The organism is uncultured Gilvimarinus sp. (genome assembly GCF_963975215.1).
Taxonomy (GTDB): domain Bacteria; phylum Pseudomonadota; class Gammaproteobacteria; order Pseudomonadales; family Cellvibrionaceae; genus Gilvimarinus.
In genome coordinates this window covers 1-16,137 of the sequence record NZ_CAXBFW010000001.1, presented here as the reverse complement: position 1 = coordinate 16,137, position 16,137 = coordinate 1, and the positions used below count along the sequence as shown (strand labels likewise).

Annotated in this window: 15 protein-coding genes; 8 read left to right on the top strand and 7 right to left on the bottom strand. The window is 54.4% G+C overall.

Annotated elements, in window-relative coordinates:
• Positions 1-91 precede the first annotated feature (91 nt).
• A complete protein-coding gene (locus AAC019_RS00075) occupies positions 92-2,203 on the top strand; it encodes an EAL domain-containing protein (protein WP_339896499.1) in 2,112 nt (703 codons plus the stop codon).
• Between the two features lie 282 nt (positions 2,204-2,485).
• Here AAC019_RS00075 and AAC019_RS00070 read toward each other — a convergent pair whose 3' ends face one another.
• The 4 genes from AAC019_RS00070 to AAC019_RS00055 form a co-directional block, all read right to left on the bottom strand.
• Positions 2,486-3,355, bottom strand: a complete 870-nt coding sequence (locus AAC019_RS00070; RefSeq protein WP_339896498.1) for a TraB/GumN family protein — start codon at positions 3,353-3,355, stop codon at positions 2,486-2,488.
• A 73-nt stretch (positions 3,356-3,428) separates the two neighbouring features.
• The gene (dtd, locus tag AAC019_RS00065) at positions 3,429-3,872 is read right to left on the bottom strand and encodes a D-aminoacyl-tRNA deacylase (protein WP_339896497.1); all 444 of its coding nucleotides are present in this window, start codon (positions 3,870-3,872) and stop codon (positions 3,429-3,431) included.
• Positions 3,873-3,875: 3 nt separating this feature from the next.
• Entirely contained in the window at positions 3,876-4,847 is a 972-nt protein-coding gene (gene pip / locus AAC019_RS00060; RefSeq protein ID WP_339896496.1) for a prolyl aminopeptidase, read from the bottom strand.
• A 114-nt stretch (positions 4,848-4,961) separates the two neighbouring features.
• Positions 4,962-6,272, bottom strand: coding sequence for an endo-1,4-beta-xylanase (locus AAC019_RS00055; protein WP_339896495.1), 1,311 nt, complete (start codon positions 6,270-6,272; stop codon positions 4,962-4,964).
• A 120-nt stretch (positions 6,273-6,392) separates the two neighbouring features.
• Between AAC019_RS00055 and AAC019_RS00050 the strand changes: the two genes are divergently transcribed.
• The 3 genes from AAC019_RS00050 to hemH all read left to right on the top strand — a co-directional run bounded on the left by AAC019_RS00050 (position 6,393) and on the right by hemH (position 9,367).
• Complete coding sequence (locus AAC019_RS00050; RefSeq protein WP_339896494.1) at positions 6,393-6,986, top strand: DNA-3-methyladenine glycosylase I; 594 nt, start codon at positions 6,393-6,395, stop codon at positions 6,984-6,986.
• 59 nt (positions 6,987-7,045) lie between these two features.
• A complete protein-coding gene (locus AAC019_RS00045) occupies positions 7,046-8,182 on the top strand; it encodes a PQQ-dependent sugar dehydrogenase (protein ID WP_339896493.1) in 1,137 nt (378 codons plus the stop codon).
• 168 nt (positions 8,183-8,350) lie between these two features.
• The gene (gene hemH, locus AAC019_RS00040) at positions 8,351-9,367 is read left to right on the top strand and encodes a ferrochelatase (protein WP_339896492.1); all 1,017 of its coding nucleotides are present in this window, start codon (positions 8,351-8,353) and stop codon (positions 9,365-9,367) included.
• 423 nt (positions 9,368-9,790) lie between these two features.
• On the opposite strand, the gene AAC019_RS00035 is transcribed toward hemH, so the two are convergent.
• The 3 genes from AAC019_RS00035 to AAC019_RS00025 form a co-directional block, all read right to left on the bottom strand.
• Positions 9,791-10,300 carry a hypothetical protein gene (locus tag AAC019_RS00035; protein ID WP_339896491.1) on the bottom strand — a complete coding sequence of 170 codons (510 nt, stop codon included), beginning with the start codon at positions 10,298-10,300 and terminating at the stop codon, positions 9,791-9,793.
• Positions 10,301-10,830: 530 nt separating this feature from the next.
• Positions 10,831-11,637, bottom strand: a complete 807-nt coding sequence (locus AAC019_RS00030) for a sulfite exporter TauE/SafE family protein (RefSeq protein ID WP_339896490.1) — start codon at positions 11,635-11,637, stop codon at positions 10,831-10,833.
• A 30-nt stretch (positions 11,638-11,667) separates the two neighbouring features.
• Complete coding sequence (locus tag AAC019_RS00025; RefSeq protein ID WP_339896489.1) at positions 11,668-11,919, bottom strand: peptidase S14; 252 nt, start codon at positions 11,917-11,919, stop codon at positions 11,668-11,670.
• 62 nt (positions 11,920-11,981) lie between these two features.
• Here AAC019_RS00025 and AAC019_RS00020 point away from each other — a divergent pair, with 62 nt between their 5' ends.
• The 4 genes from AAC019_RS00020 (at position 11,982) to AAC019_RS00005 (ending at position 16,059) form a co-directional block, all read left to right on the top strand.
• Positions 11,982-12,674 (top strand): TrmH family RNA methyltransferase, encoded by a 693-nt coding sequence (locus AAC019_RS00020; RefSeq protein ID WP_339896488.1) that lies wholly within the window; start codon positions 11,982-11,984, stop codon positions 12,672-12,674.
• A gap of 98 nt (positions 12,675-12,772) precedes the next feature.
• Positions 12,773-13,570: a transporter substrate-binding domain-containing protein gene (locus AAC019_RS00015; RefSeq protein ID WP_339896487.1), complete on the top strand. Its 798-nt coding sequence runs from the start codon at positions 12,773-12,775 to the stop codon at positions 13,568-13,570.
• A 1-nt stretch (position 13,571) separates the two neighbouring features.
• Complete coding sequence (locus AAC019_RS00010; protein WP_339896486.1) at positions 13,572-13,901, top strand: hypothetical protein; 330 nt, start codon at positions 13,572-13,574, stop codon at positions 13,899-13,901.
• A gap of 190 nt (positions 13,902-14,091) precedes the next feature.
• Entirely contained in the window at positions 14,092-16,059 is a 1,968-nt protein-coding gene (locus AAC019_RS00005) for a glycoside hydrolase family 97 protein (RefSeq protein ID WP_339896485.1), read from the top strand.
• Positions 16,060-16,137 lie beyond the last annotated feature (78 nt).

Genomic DNA, 16,137 nt, shown 5'->3' with positions numbered 1-16,137 from the left:
TTTTCGAGCGAATGGGGGAAATTCGTCCTTGCAATCACAACAAGCCTGGCACTCGATAAAAACCGTGGAATAGCGAGCGCAGTAGACCTCTATGAATCCCAATGAAACGATCCGCCTGCTCATCCTGAACGATTCCCAAGCTGAAGCCGAACGCTTAATCAGCATGCTGCACAATGCCGGGCGCCCCAATCGGGCGCAGCATGTCACCAGTGACGAATCTCTGAACAAGCTGCTCGAAGAGCAAGCGTGGGACATCCTGATCGCTCATGACCAAACCCAAAACCTGACGCCGGCTGCCGCCATCCAGCAAATCCGCCGGCTAAACAAAGATGTTCCCGCCGTACTGCTAACGGACGATGAGACCAGCCAAGCCATTGTCGAGGGCCTAAAAGTGGGCGCAGCCGATGTGGTGCGCCTGGATGAAGACCAGCACCTGTTACTGGTGCTTAGCCGCGAGTTAACCAATCGCGCCCAGCGCCATGAAAAACGCATTGCCGATCGTCGCCTGCGCGAGTCAGAGCGCCGCGCCCAATCGCTGCTGGACAGCTCCCGCGACGCTATCGCTTACGTGCAGGACGGCCTCTACCTCTACGCCAACGAATCCTTTGCCGAGCTGTTTGGCTACGACGACAAAGACGACATCGACTGTATGCCGATTATGGACATGGTGGCCGAGAGCGATCACGACAAGCTTAAAAACTTTTTGAAAGAGTTTACCCTCAAGGGGCTCGACGCCGAATCCAGCACCCTAAGCTTTCAGGGACTGCGCCACGACGGCGAACAAACCGAGGTATCACTCGAGGTGGCCCACGCCAGTTACGATGACGAGCCCTGCCTGCAGTTTTTAACCCGAGGCACCCGCGCTGGCGCCTCGGTAGCGGCAGCTGCCGCAGCGGCCGGCGTCTCGGCCAAAGAGCTAGAAGAAGCCAAGTGGAAGGACAGCATCACCGGGCTTTATAACCGCAGCTATTTCCTGAGACACACCGAAAAAATTATCGACAGTATGGACGGCGAGCAAAGCCGTTGCCTGCTGTACATTGATATCGACGATTTTGCCGATACCGCTCAGGCAAAACTGGGAATGACCGGCGCCGACGCTGCGCTGGAAGATCTCGCCCAACTGTTAACGCGCGAAAGCGCCGAAGGCGAAACCCTGGCCCGCTTTGGCGACAGCGCTTTTGCCCTGCTGAGCACAGCCACTACCGCCAGCGAAACGGTCAACCGCGCCGAAAAACTGTGTGCCACCATTGCCGAACATATTATTGAAGTAAACAGCAAAACCCTGCAACTTAGCGCCAGCGTCGGCATCTCGGTGTTAAACGAAAACTCCAGCAATGCCGAGCAGGTAATCGAGCAAGCCATGACCGCCGCCGACCAGGTGCGCGAGCATGAGCACAACTGCGCACTGCTTTACGAGCCGCCCGTCAGCGCGGAAGAAAAACAAGAGCGCGACATGCTAAAAGATGTACAGCACGCGCTGGATAACGATTTGTTCCGCCTCTTGTTTCAGCCCATTATAAGTTTGCGCGGCTCCGAGGAAGAGTACTACGAAGTATTACTGCGCCTGTTAAACAGCGAGAACGAAGAAGTATCGCCCAATCAGTTTATCGAAACCGCCCACCAGGCGGGCATCGGGGTTAAGATTGATCGCTGGGTTATTCTGGAGGCAATCAAGCTTTTATCCGAGCACCGCAGCCGTGGCAACAAAACTAAGTTGATTGTTAACTTAAACAGCGCGTCTATCTGTGACAGCTCGTTGGTAGCCTGGCTCGGTGTCGCTTTTAAAGCGGCGGGCCTACCACCCGATGCGATCGTCTTTCAGGCGCAAGAGGTGGATATCACCAACCACCTTAACGCCGCCAAAGCACTTAATAACGGCCTGGAAAAACTAGGCAGCAAACTCTCCATTTGCAACTTTGGCTGCTCGCTCAACCCGTTTAATACGCTCAAACATGTGGACGCCAGCTTTATTAAAGTCGACGGCTCTTTTACTCAGGATGTACAGAGCAAAAGCGAGAGCCCGGAGTCGTTAACCCAGTTACTGGAGCAGCTGCACGAGGCCGATAAAACAACCATCGTGCCGTTTGTCGAAAACGCCAGCGTGCTCTCGACGCTCTGGCAGGCCGGGGTGCACTATATTCAGGGCCACTATTTGCAAGAGCCCACCCAGTCGATGAGTTACGACTTTAATATGGAAGGCTAAAATCACAGCGATTTAAGCAACCTCGCCACAAAAAAGGCAGCCCTGTTGGGCTGCCTTTTTTGTGGGTGGCTAGCAAGCTGTTGAAAAACCCTTACGTACTCAGGCTTTCAGGCTGGTTCGTAATCTAGACGCCATTTTGGAGGTGTGTGACCACCCATCGAAAAGTGGCAACGACGAGTACGGGCCAGCCTGGAAGCCCCGTAGAGCGAGTGAGATGTGAGCCGCTGCCATGATGTTTCCCTTAAACGGTGATGGGCTACGCCCGCCACACAGCCGCTTGCGTTATTCTGGCTGGTAACGGGTAACGCTTAAGCCCGCTTGCTGCAACATAAGCAAGACACTATCGGGCCCGGCCAAATGCAGCGCGCCCACTAACACCAGCTCGGTTTCGGGGGTCGCCAGCAACTGTTTTATGTGTGGCACCCAGGTTTTATTGCGTTCGGTTAAAATTAAATCGTACAGCGCCGGAGCCTCGTCCAACATCGGCTTACCCATCAAGGCAAATAATTCATCCGCATCGCCCTCGCGCCACTCGCCCACCATCTGATCAAACAGCTCAGCCATTTGCTCCAGGTCGTCTAACGTTGCGTTAATAAATAAATCGGGGTCCATTTCCGTCATGGCAACCATAAAGCTTAGCTGTTCATCGGCGGTTTCCAGCTCCCCTAACGTTTTGTTCTGCGCCTTAGCCTGGGCAAAGTATTTTTGGTCGATGCCGTCACCGAAGCCCAGCTTTTGCATTTCCATCATGGTAAAAGCCAGTGCCACAAAAGCCGGTTGAAACGCCTGCATAGGCGCAAGGGGTAACTGACGACTAATGGCATACTCGCTTAGGCGAGCCCAGGTTTTTTCGCTCACCTGATCTTGCAAGGTTTTACCTTTGGGCAGCATCATTGCCTGCTGCAGCTTTTGGCTAAACGCCGGGTCACTCACCACATCCATATTAGTTTCAAACACAATTTTATCGGCGGCGGAAAACGCGGCGGGGAATTCGGTGGGTAACGGGTAATCGCTGGGCTTTAACATATGAATGGTGCCGCCAATATACAGCGTACTGTCGCCATCGCTAACCTGCCAGATATAGCTGTCTGCGTATGTAGTAGCCGTAACGCACAGGGCACAAGCGGCAAGAAATCCTTTTAATCGAGTCATAGTCAGTCCTGCTTTTATCGTAGAGTTTTAATGGTGCGGTTTTACAGTCGCGCTTAGCTAGCCGGGCAGCACACTAAGCGCGCGCTTCTAATAAAAAGGTGACCGGGCCATCGTTGGTTAAGCTCACCTGCATATTGGCAGCAAAAATACCGGTAGCCACCCGTGGGTGCCGGGCGTTAAGCTCGGCGACAAAGTGATCGTACAGCTCTTGGGCAAGCGCGGGGGTAGCGGCACCCGAAAAGCCCGGGCGCAAACCTTTGCGGGTATCGGCGGCTAAGGTAAATTGCGATATCGCTAATACTCCGCCGTTCACCTCGCCGACGTTTAAGTTCATTTTATCGTCGGCGTCGGCAAACACGCGGTAGTGTAAAAGCTTGTGCAGAAGTTTATCGGCCTGCTCGCGGGTATCGTCACGCTCGACGCCCAGCAGTAATACCAGGCCCTGATCGATACGCCCAACACACTCACCCGCCACCGAAACCGATGCCTGAGACACACGCTGTATCAAACCACGCATCGGTTACGCCATTTGGTCAGAGTCGTTGCTGAGCTTGCGCGCCAGACCATCGGTGGCGCGGATCAGCGCATCGACAATACCCGCCTCGCGCGAGGCGTGCCCGGCGTCGCGGATAATTTGCAGCTCGGCATCGGGCCAGGCCGCCTGCAAGGCAAAGGCGTTATCCAACGGGCACACCATATCGTAGCGCCCGTGCACAATCATGCCGGGGATACCCGCCAGTTTATCGGCGTTTTTAATAATTTGATTGTCTTCCAAAAAGGCCTTGTTCACAAAGTAGTGGGCCTCGATGCGTGCCAGGGCTAACGCCTTAAAGGGGTTAGAGAAGGTATCCACCACATCCTGGTTAGGGCGCAAGGTAGCGCAGCGCCCCTCCCACAAAGACCAGGCCTTGGCCGCCGACATTTTTTGCAGCTCGTTATCGCCGGTTAAGCGTTGATAGTAGGCGTGCATTAAATCGTGGCGCTCGTTCTCGGGGATCGGGGCGAGAAAATCCTTCCAGTAATCCGGGAAGATAGCGCTGGCACCGTCTTGATAGAACCAGCGTAAATCCCGCTCACGACATAAAAAGATGCCACGCAAAATCAGCCCCAGTACACGCTCTGGGTAAGTCTCGGCGTACACCAGGCTAAGCGTTGAGCCCCACGAGCCACCAAACAGAGCCCAGCGATCGATATCGAGTGCCACACGGATACGTTCGATGTCCTCCACCAGCGCTTGCGTGCTATTGCCCTCAAGCTCGGCGTGGGGGGTAGAGCGCCCGGCACCGCGCTGATCAAACAAAATAATGCGGTAGCGCTCTGGGTCAAAAAAGCGCCGGTCGTACTTACCGCACCCGGCCCCCGGCCCGCCGTGCACAAACAGGATGGGAATACCGTCGGGGTTGCCCGACTCATCCACATATAGCTCGTGTGGCGCTTCTACGGGAATTTGGTGGCGGGCAAACGGTTTAATTTCGGGGTAGAACATCAACATGTAGGATGGCCCTGCGTACTAAGAAAGAGTGCGACTGAATACCAGCTTGCAACTTAGCACACAAAGGCGACCGGAGGGAGACCCCAGTGCGTTGCACCGGGGTCGGGTCAAAATTTAGAGGCAGCCCTGACCGCTAAAGGCATCCGCCACACCCTGTAAGGCCGGCTTAGCCGAGAGGTCGGCGTTAAACAGCAACGGCCAAACATCATCGTAATCAGCTCCGGCAGCGTTGGCGAACTGATTCATCAACCAGCTCTCATCGTCGGTGAGCCCCCAGACGGTGAACCCGCCACGCTGATCGGCCGGGACTGTATCCAAATACACCTTGGCCACTTCACAAAAACGCTGTTTTTGGTCGGCAGCCAGCTGCTCATCGTACTCCGGTAAAGCAGGCGGGGTACCACCACCGTAGGGGTTCACCACCGCGATATCCAGCTCGGTTAGTTTGACCTTCAAGCCCATGTCCACCACTTGCTGAAAGGCGTTTTGAAAATTATTAAGCGAAGGGTAACCCATGTAGATGTGCATCTGGAAACCAACACCGTCGATGGTTCCTTCGTTGTTTAGGGCTTCGGCAATCTCGAGTGTTTTGGCAAGACGTGTACTATTGGCGGTATTGTCGTAATCGTTGTAGTACAAATCGATGCTCGGGTCAGCATCGCGCGCCGCCTGAAAGGCCACTTTAATGTACTCGGGGATCTCACCCTCAGCCGCTGGTGGCAACTCGTTATAGAACACCGAGCGACGGAACCCGTCACTGGCCCCCTGATCCACGGCTTCGTTCACCACATCCCAGCTGGTCACAACACCGGGGTAATCAGCCTTAAAGTGTTCGACAATGCCTTTAACGTGGTTCGCCAACATAGCGGCGAAGTCACCCTCATAGCCGTTCATAAAGCTCGGCACCTGATAGCCGGAATGCCACACCAACGCGTGCCCGTGAACACTCATGCCATTGGACTCGGCAAATGCCACCAACTGGTCGGCATCGTCAAAGGTAAAGGTGTCTTCGGCAGGGTGCAGATAGCTCATCTTCATGATGTTACCGGCGGTCAACTGACTGAAATGCCGGGCAATCACATCCTGACGCTCGCTGGCATCACTGTGATTGAAAATACTGTAACCCTCATTGGCGGCCGATACCGCTACACCCACAGGAAAATCCGACGGGGTTGTAGCGTAAAGGTCAAAATCTGGCTCAATCGCAATCGGGCTATCTGAGCTAACCGAGGAGCTAGACGAGCTTGCCACAGATGACGACGAACTGCTCTGTTGCGAGCTGCTGGACGAGCTTGATGAGGAGGAGTCCACCGAGGAGGCACTGGAACTGCTAGGGGAGCTGTCTCCGTCACTGGAACCACCGCCGCAGGCCGTGAGTGAAGTAGCGGCAAGTAACCCTGCCAGCCATAAAAGTTGCGTGCGCATAAATCACCTATCATTAGTTTTATTGTAATGGGCAGAGTGTCGTATACTTTTTATACCACCCTCTTATGGTCATTATGACCACTTGATTGTGTTAAGTAAAGTCAATCATCAGGAGATACCGTGAGTACACAACCCACCCGCTGCCAATGGTGCAGCGATGACCCGATCTATCAGGAGTATCACGATCAGCAGTGGGGCATACCCTGTTACGACGCCCAAGAGCTGTTTGAAATGCTGATTTTAGAGGGTGCCCAAGCGGGCCTTAGCTGGATTACCGTACTCAAAAAACGCGAGGGCTACCGCCGGGCTTTTTGTCAGTTTGATCCGGGCAAAATAGCTCAATTTACCGAGCAGGACGTCGAGCGGTTGCGCCAGGATGCCGGCATTATTCGCAACAAGCTCAAAATAGAAAGCGCCATCAAAGCCGCCCGCGCCTACCTGCAGATGCAACAAGACGGCGAAGACTGGGTAGTGTTTTTATGGAGCTTTGTCGGCGGCCGGCCAATACAAAACCACTGGCACAGCCTGAGCGAAGTGCCGGTCACCACACCCGAGTCCGACGCCATGAGCAAAGCCTTAAAAAACAAAGGCTTTAACTTTGTCGGCAGCACCATTTGCTACGCCTTTATGCAGGCCACCGGTATGGTCAACGATCACACCACCGACTGTTTTCGCCACCAACCCTGTGCCAAGCTCGCGCCAGACAACAAATAAGGCTGTTACACTTAAGCATCGAAGCAAACCAGTGATCCACATTACACAGGAGAGTCACCATGTTGACACGCACCTTGACGGCCTTAGGCTTGGCCGCCGCACTGGCCGCCCCTTTTAGCGCCAGCGGCAAAACCGTCATCGACAGCGAGCGGGCCAATTTTGCCGTTGAAACCATTGCCGAGGGCCTAAAAAACCCCTGGGGCCTGGCGTTTTTACCCGACGGCACCATGCTGGTTAGCGAGCGCGCCGGCAACTTGCGCCTGGTTAGCGCTGACGGACAAGTGTGGCCAGCGCTAAAAGGGCTGCCCGAGATTGTCGCCAAGGGGCAAGGTGGGCTACTGGATGTCGCTATCGACCCGGATTACGCCACTAATGGGCGTATTTATTTTAGCTACTCAGAGCCCAGTGAAGATGGCGACAGCAACAGTACCGCCGTCGCCTCGGCGCGCATAGACGACGATCAACTGGTCGATGTCACCCGTATTTTTAGCCAGCAACCCAAAGTAAAAAGCACCTCGCACTTTGGCTCACGCCTGGTGTTTGGCAGCGACGGCACCTTGTTTGTCACCCTCGGCGACCGCTACTCGCGCAAAGACGACGCCCAAACCCTGGACAACCACCACGGTAAAGTTGTGCGCATTAACACCGACGGCAGCGTGCCCTCCGATAACCCCTTTGTTGACACCGAAGGCGCCCTGCCCGAGATCTGGTCTTACGGCCACCGCAACATGCAAGGCGCGGCAATTCACCCTCAAACCGGCGCATTGTGGAGCGGCGAACACGGTGCCCAAGGGGGCGACGAAATTAACATCGACCGCGCCGGCCTAAACTACGGCTGGCCCGTCGTTACCTACGGTGAAGACTACGGCGGTGGCGAGATTGGCGAAGGCTTTAAAAAAGACGGCATGGAGACACCCGTGTACTACTGGCTGCCCTCACTGGCAACCGCAGGCCTCACCTTTTACACCGGCGATAAATTCCCCGATTGGCAGGGCGATATGTTTGTCGCCAGCTTAAAAGGCCAAACCCTGTCGCGCCTTGATATCGAGGGCGAGCGAGTGCTGCACGAAGAGCGCCTATTGCAAGACGAGGTGGGCAAGCGCCTGCGCCACGTGGTTCAGGGCCCTGAGGGCTACCTGTACTTACTCACCGATGACTCCAACGGCGCCATCTTGCGCCTGAGCCCAGAAGAGTAAACCCAATCTAAGTAAACCCGAGCCCCCGCCTCTGCTCCCAGAGGCAGGGGTTACGCAAGGTCGCGCCCGCTACAGCGACGCGAAAACTTACATCCTATCCGGTAAAATCGCGCCACAGCTGGTAAACTTTGCCTAGCAAGCTGTTAACCACAACACAAAGGCAAAACCATGGCAGCAAGGTACCGGGCACTCACCGACAACGCCCACGACACAGTAAAAACCACCCCCCGCACCGGTGTTTTATTAACAAACCTCGGCACCCCCGACGCCCCCACTAAATCGGGTTTACGCCGTTATTTGGCCGAGTTTTTATCGGACCCGCGCATCGTCGAAATCCCCAGGCTGCTTTGGCTGCTGATTTTGCACGGCATTATTTTAAATACCCGCCCCAAGCAATCCGCCAAACTCTACCAAAGCATCTGGACCGACGAGGGCTCGCCACTGCTGGCCATCAGCCGCCGCCAGCGCGACGCCATCGCGAAAGACTTGGGCTCCGAGGTAAAAGTCGCCCTGGGCATGCGCTACGGCAACCCGTCTATCGCCAGCGCCCTGGCCGAGCTACAAGCCGCCGGCGTGCGCAAAATTATCGTACTTCCGCTCTACCCTCAGTACGCCGCTGCCACCGTTGGCTCCACCTTCGATGCGGTATCCAAAGAGCTGCAACACTGGCGCTGGGTGCCCGAGCTGCACTTTTTAAGCGGCTACTGCGAACACCCAGATTACGCCGCCGCGCTCGCCAACACCCTACACGAGCACCAAGCTGAACACGGCGCGCCCGACAAATGGATGTTCTCGTACCACGGCACCCCCAAGTTCAGCCTGGAAAAAGGCGACCCTTACTACTGCTTTTGCGTTAAAACCACCCGCCTGGCCGCCGAGCAAGCCGGCCTCAACCCGGACGACTGCATCACCACCTTCCAGTCCCGCTTTGGCAAAGCCGAGTGGCTAAAACCCTACACCGACCAAACCCTAAAAGAACTGCCCGCCCAAGGCGTAAAAAATATCGCCATCCTAAGCCCCGCGTTTAGCGCCGATTGTTTAGAAACCTTAGAAGAACTAGAAGAACAAAACCGCGAGTTTTTTCTTGAAGCCGGCGGCGAGCAATACCACTACATACCAGCGCTCAATGATCGGGAAGATCATATTAAAATGTTGGTGGATGTATTAAGACAGGCAGGCGCTTAAAGACCGGGAGCCTGAAATGCGGCTCTCGCTCTGCTTCGATATCACCAATATCTGGCTATCGCTGTGACGTGACCCTCTCATAGAAAACTCTTTGAGCCTATTTTAATGGAATTTTCTACGAGTAATCGCTGTGGATGATTGGGGGGATTACATCGATATTTTAATTTTGTTTTCGGACTGTATCTCATCAATAGGCAATGCAGATCTAGCTTCGACAGTGTTTAACACCACATCCATTGAATCGATGTAACGCTTTTCCTACCGGAAGTATCTAGTTCTATATAGAAGGAGCCATTCGGCTTACGCTTCATTTAAAATACTCGGCATAGTGAAGTGCATAACGCCCGGCTCTGCGGTAGGCAAAAGTGTAGGCCGCTTTTTGACCGGAGCTTTTGACTGTCCGACAGCAGGCGCTTGTTAAGCCTAGTCTCTTGATTTGTTGGGCCACGTTTTGACCTGCCTTTTTTCTTTGGATACCAATCTTGAGCGCCACATTAGATCTGTAAGTAGAATAGCGACCGCTGCATTAAAGCGACCTCTTACGGTTGATTCTTCTTCTAATTCTTTAGGGCCAAGCCAAGGAAGGTTAAAAGTTAAATCTTTGATCTTTTGATTTTCAAAGCTGAGACCTTTCCAACTATGACCAAACTCGTTTCTGATCTTTCGTATTATGGTAATTTCTTCAATTTCATTATCTTGAATTAGACCCAGTGAGTGCGCGGCTGCCGCTTTAGCAGAAAAAGTACCTAGCGGTGCATTAAAGCCACCCAATAGACTTTCTGCCGACTTATTATCAACCAAAAACTCTTTCAATATATTGGAAATCCAGTCATCAAGTACCGCAGCTGCGTTAAGCGCGGCACCTCTATCGCTCTCCTTATTGAATTCATTCAGAAACTCTGACAGCTCTTTTAACTCTGGTTCGTCTCTCATACTTTCCTAAGGGCTTAACAGCTTAATAGTGAGCGAGTTGAAAAATACGCCCGGCAACCTATCTTTTCTAGAAAGATATTAGAAGTCACTTGTAGCATACTGTTGTATCTCGCATAAAATTATACTTGACGTATTTTTGTAATATTGTAAAGAAGCCGTCTTACTTTACCATTGGCAACCTATCACACCCAACAAAGCTCTTGAAGTCTGGTCATTAGCTTACTGCTTCAGCTAAAAATATCCCGAAAAATTTCATAAATCAAAAAAATGAAAGTGAGCCGTCGTGCTTTATATTTCTTGCCCTGCGATATTATTTGGCTTATCGCTGCTTATACGCACAGCAAAATTTAGTTATTCAAAACAAACTAAAAACTTAGGAGTCAAATCTTGACTTAACCTATCTCGGCCTGGCCCGACACCACTTTCCGCTCCAGGCCGAACCATTAACTCACACAAATCAAAGGCCGTACCGTAGCCAATCTTATAACGGCCACACACTTAAGAATAAGATTTTGCTCTTAGCAACAGCGCTAGCCCACCAAAACCCCATGCAACATCTTCACCGCCAACAGCACCATCACTACCGCAAAAATGCGCTTTAACACGGCCACCGGCAACCGATGCGCCAAACGCGCACCGACCGGCGCGGTCATAAAGCTCATCAGCGCCATCGCTAACACCGCCGGCCATACGACATAACCCAGGGTGTGGCTGGGCAAACCCGCAAGGCCCCAGCCATTGACGATATAACCCGCCGCACCGGCGGCGGCGATCGGTAAACCTACGGCGGCCGAGGTGCCCACCGCGCGGGCAATAGGCGTATTGCACCACACCAAAAACGGCACCGTCAGCGAGCCACCACCAATAGCGACTAATGCCGATACACCGCCGATACCTGTACCCACCGCACCAAGCCCTGGCGGCCCGGGCAGCGTGCGGTCGGGGCGCGGCGGTTTGCCGATAATCATATAGAGCGCCACAGCACTCATAAATAGCGCAAAGAAAATCGCCAGCGGCGCCGCACTTAAAAAACTGGCAATAAAAGTGGCGGCAAACGTGCCCACTAATACGCCGGGCGCCAAGCCTTGCACCGCGTGCCAATCTACCCCTTTGCGCCGATGGTGGGCGCGAGCGCTGGCCACCGCCGTAGGTACGATGGCCGCCATCGAGGTGCCGAGCGCCAGGTGCACATTGTGCTCCGGGCTAAAACCCTGGGCGGTAAACATCATACTCAGCACCGGCACCATAATGCCGCCACCGCCAATACCAAGCAGCCCGGCAAACACACCGGTTACGGCGCCCAGCGCGAGATAACTCAGCAACCAGATCCACTCCACTAACAACTCCTATCCATGTAAATCGCGGGCCTATTGCTCGTCGCTATCACTTTTTTTACCGCGGCCCGGCCCCTCGCGCTCCATCCGCTCAAGCTCTTGCTTGTACTTTTCCAGGTCTTCCCAGTCGAAAGGGCTGCCGACGTTAAGCCCTTGCTCCAGGTGCGCCGCGCGCTCGCGGGCATTGTGCTCCAGCGAGTGATCTTCATCCTCGCTCTCGTTGGTTTTATCCTGTTTCGCCTGCTGGTCGCGCTCGTACTTTTTGAGAAATTCCGATGCTTTCATAATCACCTCCGGTGGTTAGCCACTATAATGACGCTTTTTCCGCTATTAATGAAAGATCATCCATGAGCCGCGAGCGTTTTGAGAAGTTTATAAGAGTGTTGCACCAGCGTCAGCCCGACATGACGGTACTGACCGATAAAGTCCATAAGGGGCAGAATATCTCGGCCATTATGCGTACCGCTGAGGCGGCGGGCATCGGTCAGGTGCATATGGTCAAGCCCGATCGTGGCCACATTGTGTACCACAACACCGCGGGCGGTATTGGCCGCTTTACCAGCCAGCGCGTGCACGAGCGCATTGAAGATGGTTTTGCCCACCTGCGCAAGCGCGGCTTTACCTTGGTAGCGGCGCACTGGTCCGAGCGGGCGGTGCACTACCGCGAGTTTGACTACACCCAACCGTTTGCGCTGGTGATGGGAGCCGAGAAAAAAGGCCTGAGCGATTACGCCGCCCGCGAGGCGGACGCCCACGTCACTATTCCCAATATGGGCCTGGTAGAGAGTTACAACGTCAGTGTCGCCGCCGGTATTATTTTGCAGGAGGCACTCCACCAGCGGCAGCAGGCCGGGCACTACCAGCGCGGCTGCAGCGAAGACGACCATTACCATAAAACCCTGTTTGAATGGGCTCAACCAGACATGGCGCGCTACTGCAAACAACACCAGCTGCCCTACCCCGAGCTGGATGAGGACGGCGACCTGATACCGCCCGAGGCGGCTGCCTATCGCCGTCCCCGGGACAAGCGCGACTCATAACCCACGCCCGGCGCAGCACAAAATTGGTGTACACTCGGATTACGTTTTACCACGGCCGCGCAGGCTGCCAATATCTTGATCAATAAATGGAGTGAATCATGGTATCTATTGTTAAAAACTTCTTTCGCACGGCGGCCCTCGCCCTGTGCTGCCTTAGCGCTGGCGTCAGTGCCGACGCACTCAACGACATCTTAGATCGCGGCACCATCCGCGTCGGGGTCGCCCAGTTCACTCCCTGGACCATGAAAAACGAAAAAGGCGAGCTGACCGGCTTTGATGTAGATGTAGCCCGTAAAATTGCCGCTGACATGGGCGTTAAGGTCGAGTTTGTCGAGTACGAGTGGGACAAAATCTTGCCATCGCTGGCCGAGGGTAAAGTCGATATGGTCGCCGCCGGTGTGGCCATTACCCCTAAGCGCGCGCTGCAGGTTGAGTTTACCAACCCCTACTCGGAATCGGGCGTTGGCTTAGCCGCCAATATCGAGAAAACCCGCAACGTTAAAACCCTGGCGGAGATGAACAACAAAGACTTCACCATTGCCGTGGTACGCGACACCATCGCCTTTGACGTATCCAGCTCGCTGTTTAAAAACGCCGAGGTAAAAGTATTTGAAACCTCTAAAGCCGCCGAGCAAGCGGTATTGGATGGCAAAGCGCACGCCTACATTGCCAGCCAACCCGTGGTGACTTACTTTTCGGTCAGCAACAGCAAAAAAATTGACCTGCCTATGAATGCACCGCTGTTAAGCTATAAAAATGGTCTGGCCGTGCACAAAGGCGAGCAATCACTGCTAAACTTTTTAAATGCGTGGATTGTTGCCCGCACTGCCGACAAATGGTTGCCGGCAAGTACCCGTTACTGGTTTACCAGCCTGGAGTGGAAGGAGGCGCAATAATATGGCGCTTAAATTTCCGTTAATAATCACCCTGTTTCTCGGCACCGCGCTGGTAGCGGTCGCCCAGGACAGCAACCGCAATGCCGCAGACGATCGGGCAATGGAAGAGATTGTGGTCACCGCGCCCAACTGGCGTAAGGAAACCGCACCCACTCTACCGGAAGACCCTCGCTGGCAAATTGACGATGAGACCCGGGTTAAGATGCAAAGCCGTATGCAATTTGGCTACGACCCGGTGCTGGATGAAATTCGCAACAGCGACAACCGCATCAAGCTGCACAGCGACGTCAACGAGCCAGAGCCGTCTACGATTTTTCGCTTTAGCTTTTAGCTTGTCCGGCGCCTTGATCACACGTGTGATTAAGGCGCCGCCCCTCCTTTACACTTCTTGCATATCCCTTAGCCTAACTCGCCCTCTGGCGCTTGTATTCGCCCACACGAAACGGCAAAGTACCTGCTAATAAATCATACTAATTGCTGCCCTGACTCCCAATCAGGCGAGATAAGAATAGGCCCATACCATGAACCATCTGCGTTTGTTAGCACCTCACGGTGCGCTGTTAGTTTGTTTAGCCGCCGGCGGCGCTCATGCCGAAACCTTTACCCTGCAATCCCCGGACGAGCGATTAACCGTTAGTATCGACGTGGCGCAAAGCGTCAGCTGGTCTGCCACACTCGACAAAGCACCGGTGATTACTGACAGCACCATCGGCTTAACGCTAAAAGGCCTCGGTGACATCACCCAGGACAGCAAATTGATTAGCGTTGATCGCAACCAGGTCGACACCAGCCATACGCCGGTGGTAAAACATAAGTCGGCCACGATTGTTGAGCACTACCGCGAGCTGTCGCTGCGCTTTGACAACGACTTTGGTATTGATTTTCGCGCCTATGATGACGGCGTAGCCTACCGTTTTGTGGGTGAGTACGATCAGCCCATTACCGTCACAGACGAGACCATGGCGCTTAACTTTCCCGCCGGTGCCAGCACATTGTTTCCAGAAGAGGAATCTTTAATTTCTCACTACGAGCGGCTGTACGTACCGGCAAAAGTCGCCGATATCGCCCCCGAGCGCTTTGCCTCTCTGCCGGCCTACATCGGCGTTAACGATATTAATATTGTCTTCACCGAAGCCGACCTGTACGACTACCCCGGCCTGTTTTTATACGGCACCGGGCAAGACGGTTTTAGCGCGGGCTTTACCCCCACGGTTACCGAGGCCACCCCCATGGCCGGCTCGGAAGACCGCAACCAAAACCTTAGCTTTGGCGATACCCTGGCCGACACGCAAGGCGAGCGCACCTTCCCCTGGCGCGTGGCGGTAATCAGCGACGATGACGGCGCCTTAATCGAGAGTCAGCTGGTGTGGCTGTTATCGCGCGACAACCAACTGGCCGACAACAGCTGGATTAAACCCGGCCGCATCGCCTGGGATTGGTACAACGCCAACAACCTGTTTGATGTGGACTTTAAGGCGGGCATAAACACACAGACCTACAAGGCTTATATCGACTTTGCCGCCGACTACGGCCTTGAGTATGTGATTTTGGACGAGGGCTGGACCAAAACCACCACCAACCTACTGGAGATGAACCCCGACATCGATGTGCACGAGCTGGTGCGTTACGGCCAAAGCAAAGGCGTCGAGATTATTCTTTGGGCGCTGTGGGGCCCACTCGACAAAGACTATGAGAACATCTTAAAAACCTACAGCGAATGGGGTGTAGCCGGCATCAAAACCGACTTTATGCAGCGCTCCGATCAGTACATGGTGAACTTTTACGAGAAAATAGCCCGCGAAGCCGCCAAGCACGAGCTGCTGGTGGACTTTCACGGTGGCTTTAAACCCACCGGCCTGCGCCGCGCTTACCCCAACGTAATGACCTACGAGGGCGTAAAAGGTAACGAGAACAACAAGTGGAGCGCCGATATTACCCCAGAGCACACAGTCACCTTGCCGTTTATTCGCATGGTTGCCGGCCCCATGGATTTTACCCCCGGTGCCCTGCGCAACGCGCACGCCGCCAATCACCACATCAGCCACTATCGCCCGGTCAGCCTTGGCACCCGCGCTCACCAGGTGGCCATGTACGCCGTGTACGAGAGCGCCCTGCAAATGCTGTGCGAGTCACCCTCTACCTACCGCCGCGAGCCCAAAGTCACCGAGTTTATCAGCCAGTTTCCCGCCGACTGGGATGAAACCCGCGTGCTGGATGCGCAAGTGGCCGACTACATTCTGGTGGCCCGACGCAAAGGTGATAACTGGTACATAGGCGCCATGACCGACGACACCGCGCGCACCTTAACCATCGACTTTAGCTTTTTGGGCGAGGGCAACTTCAACCTGACCGCGCTGCGCGACGGCATCAATACCGAGCATTTTGCCGAAGACTATAAAATCGACAGCCAAACCGTAAAGGCCGGTGACAAACTCACCATCAACCTCGCCTCGGGCGGCGGCTGGGCGGGGATTGTTAAAAGCCGCTAATGCGGCTTGTCTGAGGTCAGATGCGGTGGACGGTGGACGGTGGACGGTGGACGGTGGACGGTGGACGGTGGACGGTGG

Bases quoted from the DNA above. Each gene is read 5' to 3' on its own strand.
- AAC019_RS00075 (WP_339896499.1), top strand. From the start codon at position 92: ATGAATCCCAATGAAACGATCCGCCTGCTCATCCTGAACGATTCCCAA.
- AAC019_RS00055 (WP_339896495.1), bottom strand. From the start codon at position 6,272: ATGCGCACGCAACTTTTATGGCTGGCAGGGTTACTTGCCGCTACTTCA.
- AAC019_RS00015 (WP_339896487.1), top strand. From the start codon at position 12,773: ATGGTATCTATTGTTAAAAACTTCTTTCGCACGGCGGCCCTCGCCCTG.
- AAC019_RS00005 (WP_339896485.1), top strand. From the start codon at position 14,092: ATGAACCATCTGCGTTTGTTAGCACCTCACGGTGCGCTGTTAGTTTGT.
- AAC019_RS00045 (WP_339896493.1), top strand. From the start codon at position 7,046: ATGTTGACACGCACCTTGACGGCCTTAGGCTTGGCCGCCGCACTGGCC.
- hemH (WP_339896492.1), top strand. From the start codon at position 8,351: ATGGCAGCAAGGTACCGGGCACTCACCGACAACGCCCACGACACAGTA.
- AAC019_RS00070 (WP_339896498.1), bottom strand. From the start codon at position 3,355: ATGACTCGATTAAAAGGATTTCTTGCCGCTTGTGCCCTGTGCGTTACG.
- AAC019_RS00020 (WP_339896488.1), top strand. From the start codon at position 11,982: ATGAGCCGCGAGCGTTTTGAGAAGTTTATAAGAGTGTTGCACCAGCGT.
- AAC019_RS00035 (WP_339896491.1), bottom strand. From the start codon at position 10,300: ATGAGAGACGAACCAGAGTTAAAAGAGCTGTCAGAGTTTCTGAATGAA.
- AAC019_RS00010 (WP_339896486.1), top strand. From the start codon at position 13,572: ATGGCGCTTAAATTTCCGTTAATAATCACCCTGTTTCTCGGCACCGCG.
- dtd (WP_339896497.1), bottom strand. From the start codon at position 3,872: ATGCGTGGTTTGATACAGCGTGTGTCTCAGGCATCGGTTTCGGTGGCG.
- AAC019_RS00025 (WP_339896489.1), bottom strand. From the start codon at position 11,919: ATGAAAGCATCGGAATTTCTCAAAAAGTACGAGCGCGACCAGCAGGCG.
- pip (WP_339896496.1), bottom strand. From the start codon at position 4,847: ATGTTGATGTTCTACCCCGAAATTAAACCGTTTGCCCGCCACCAAATT.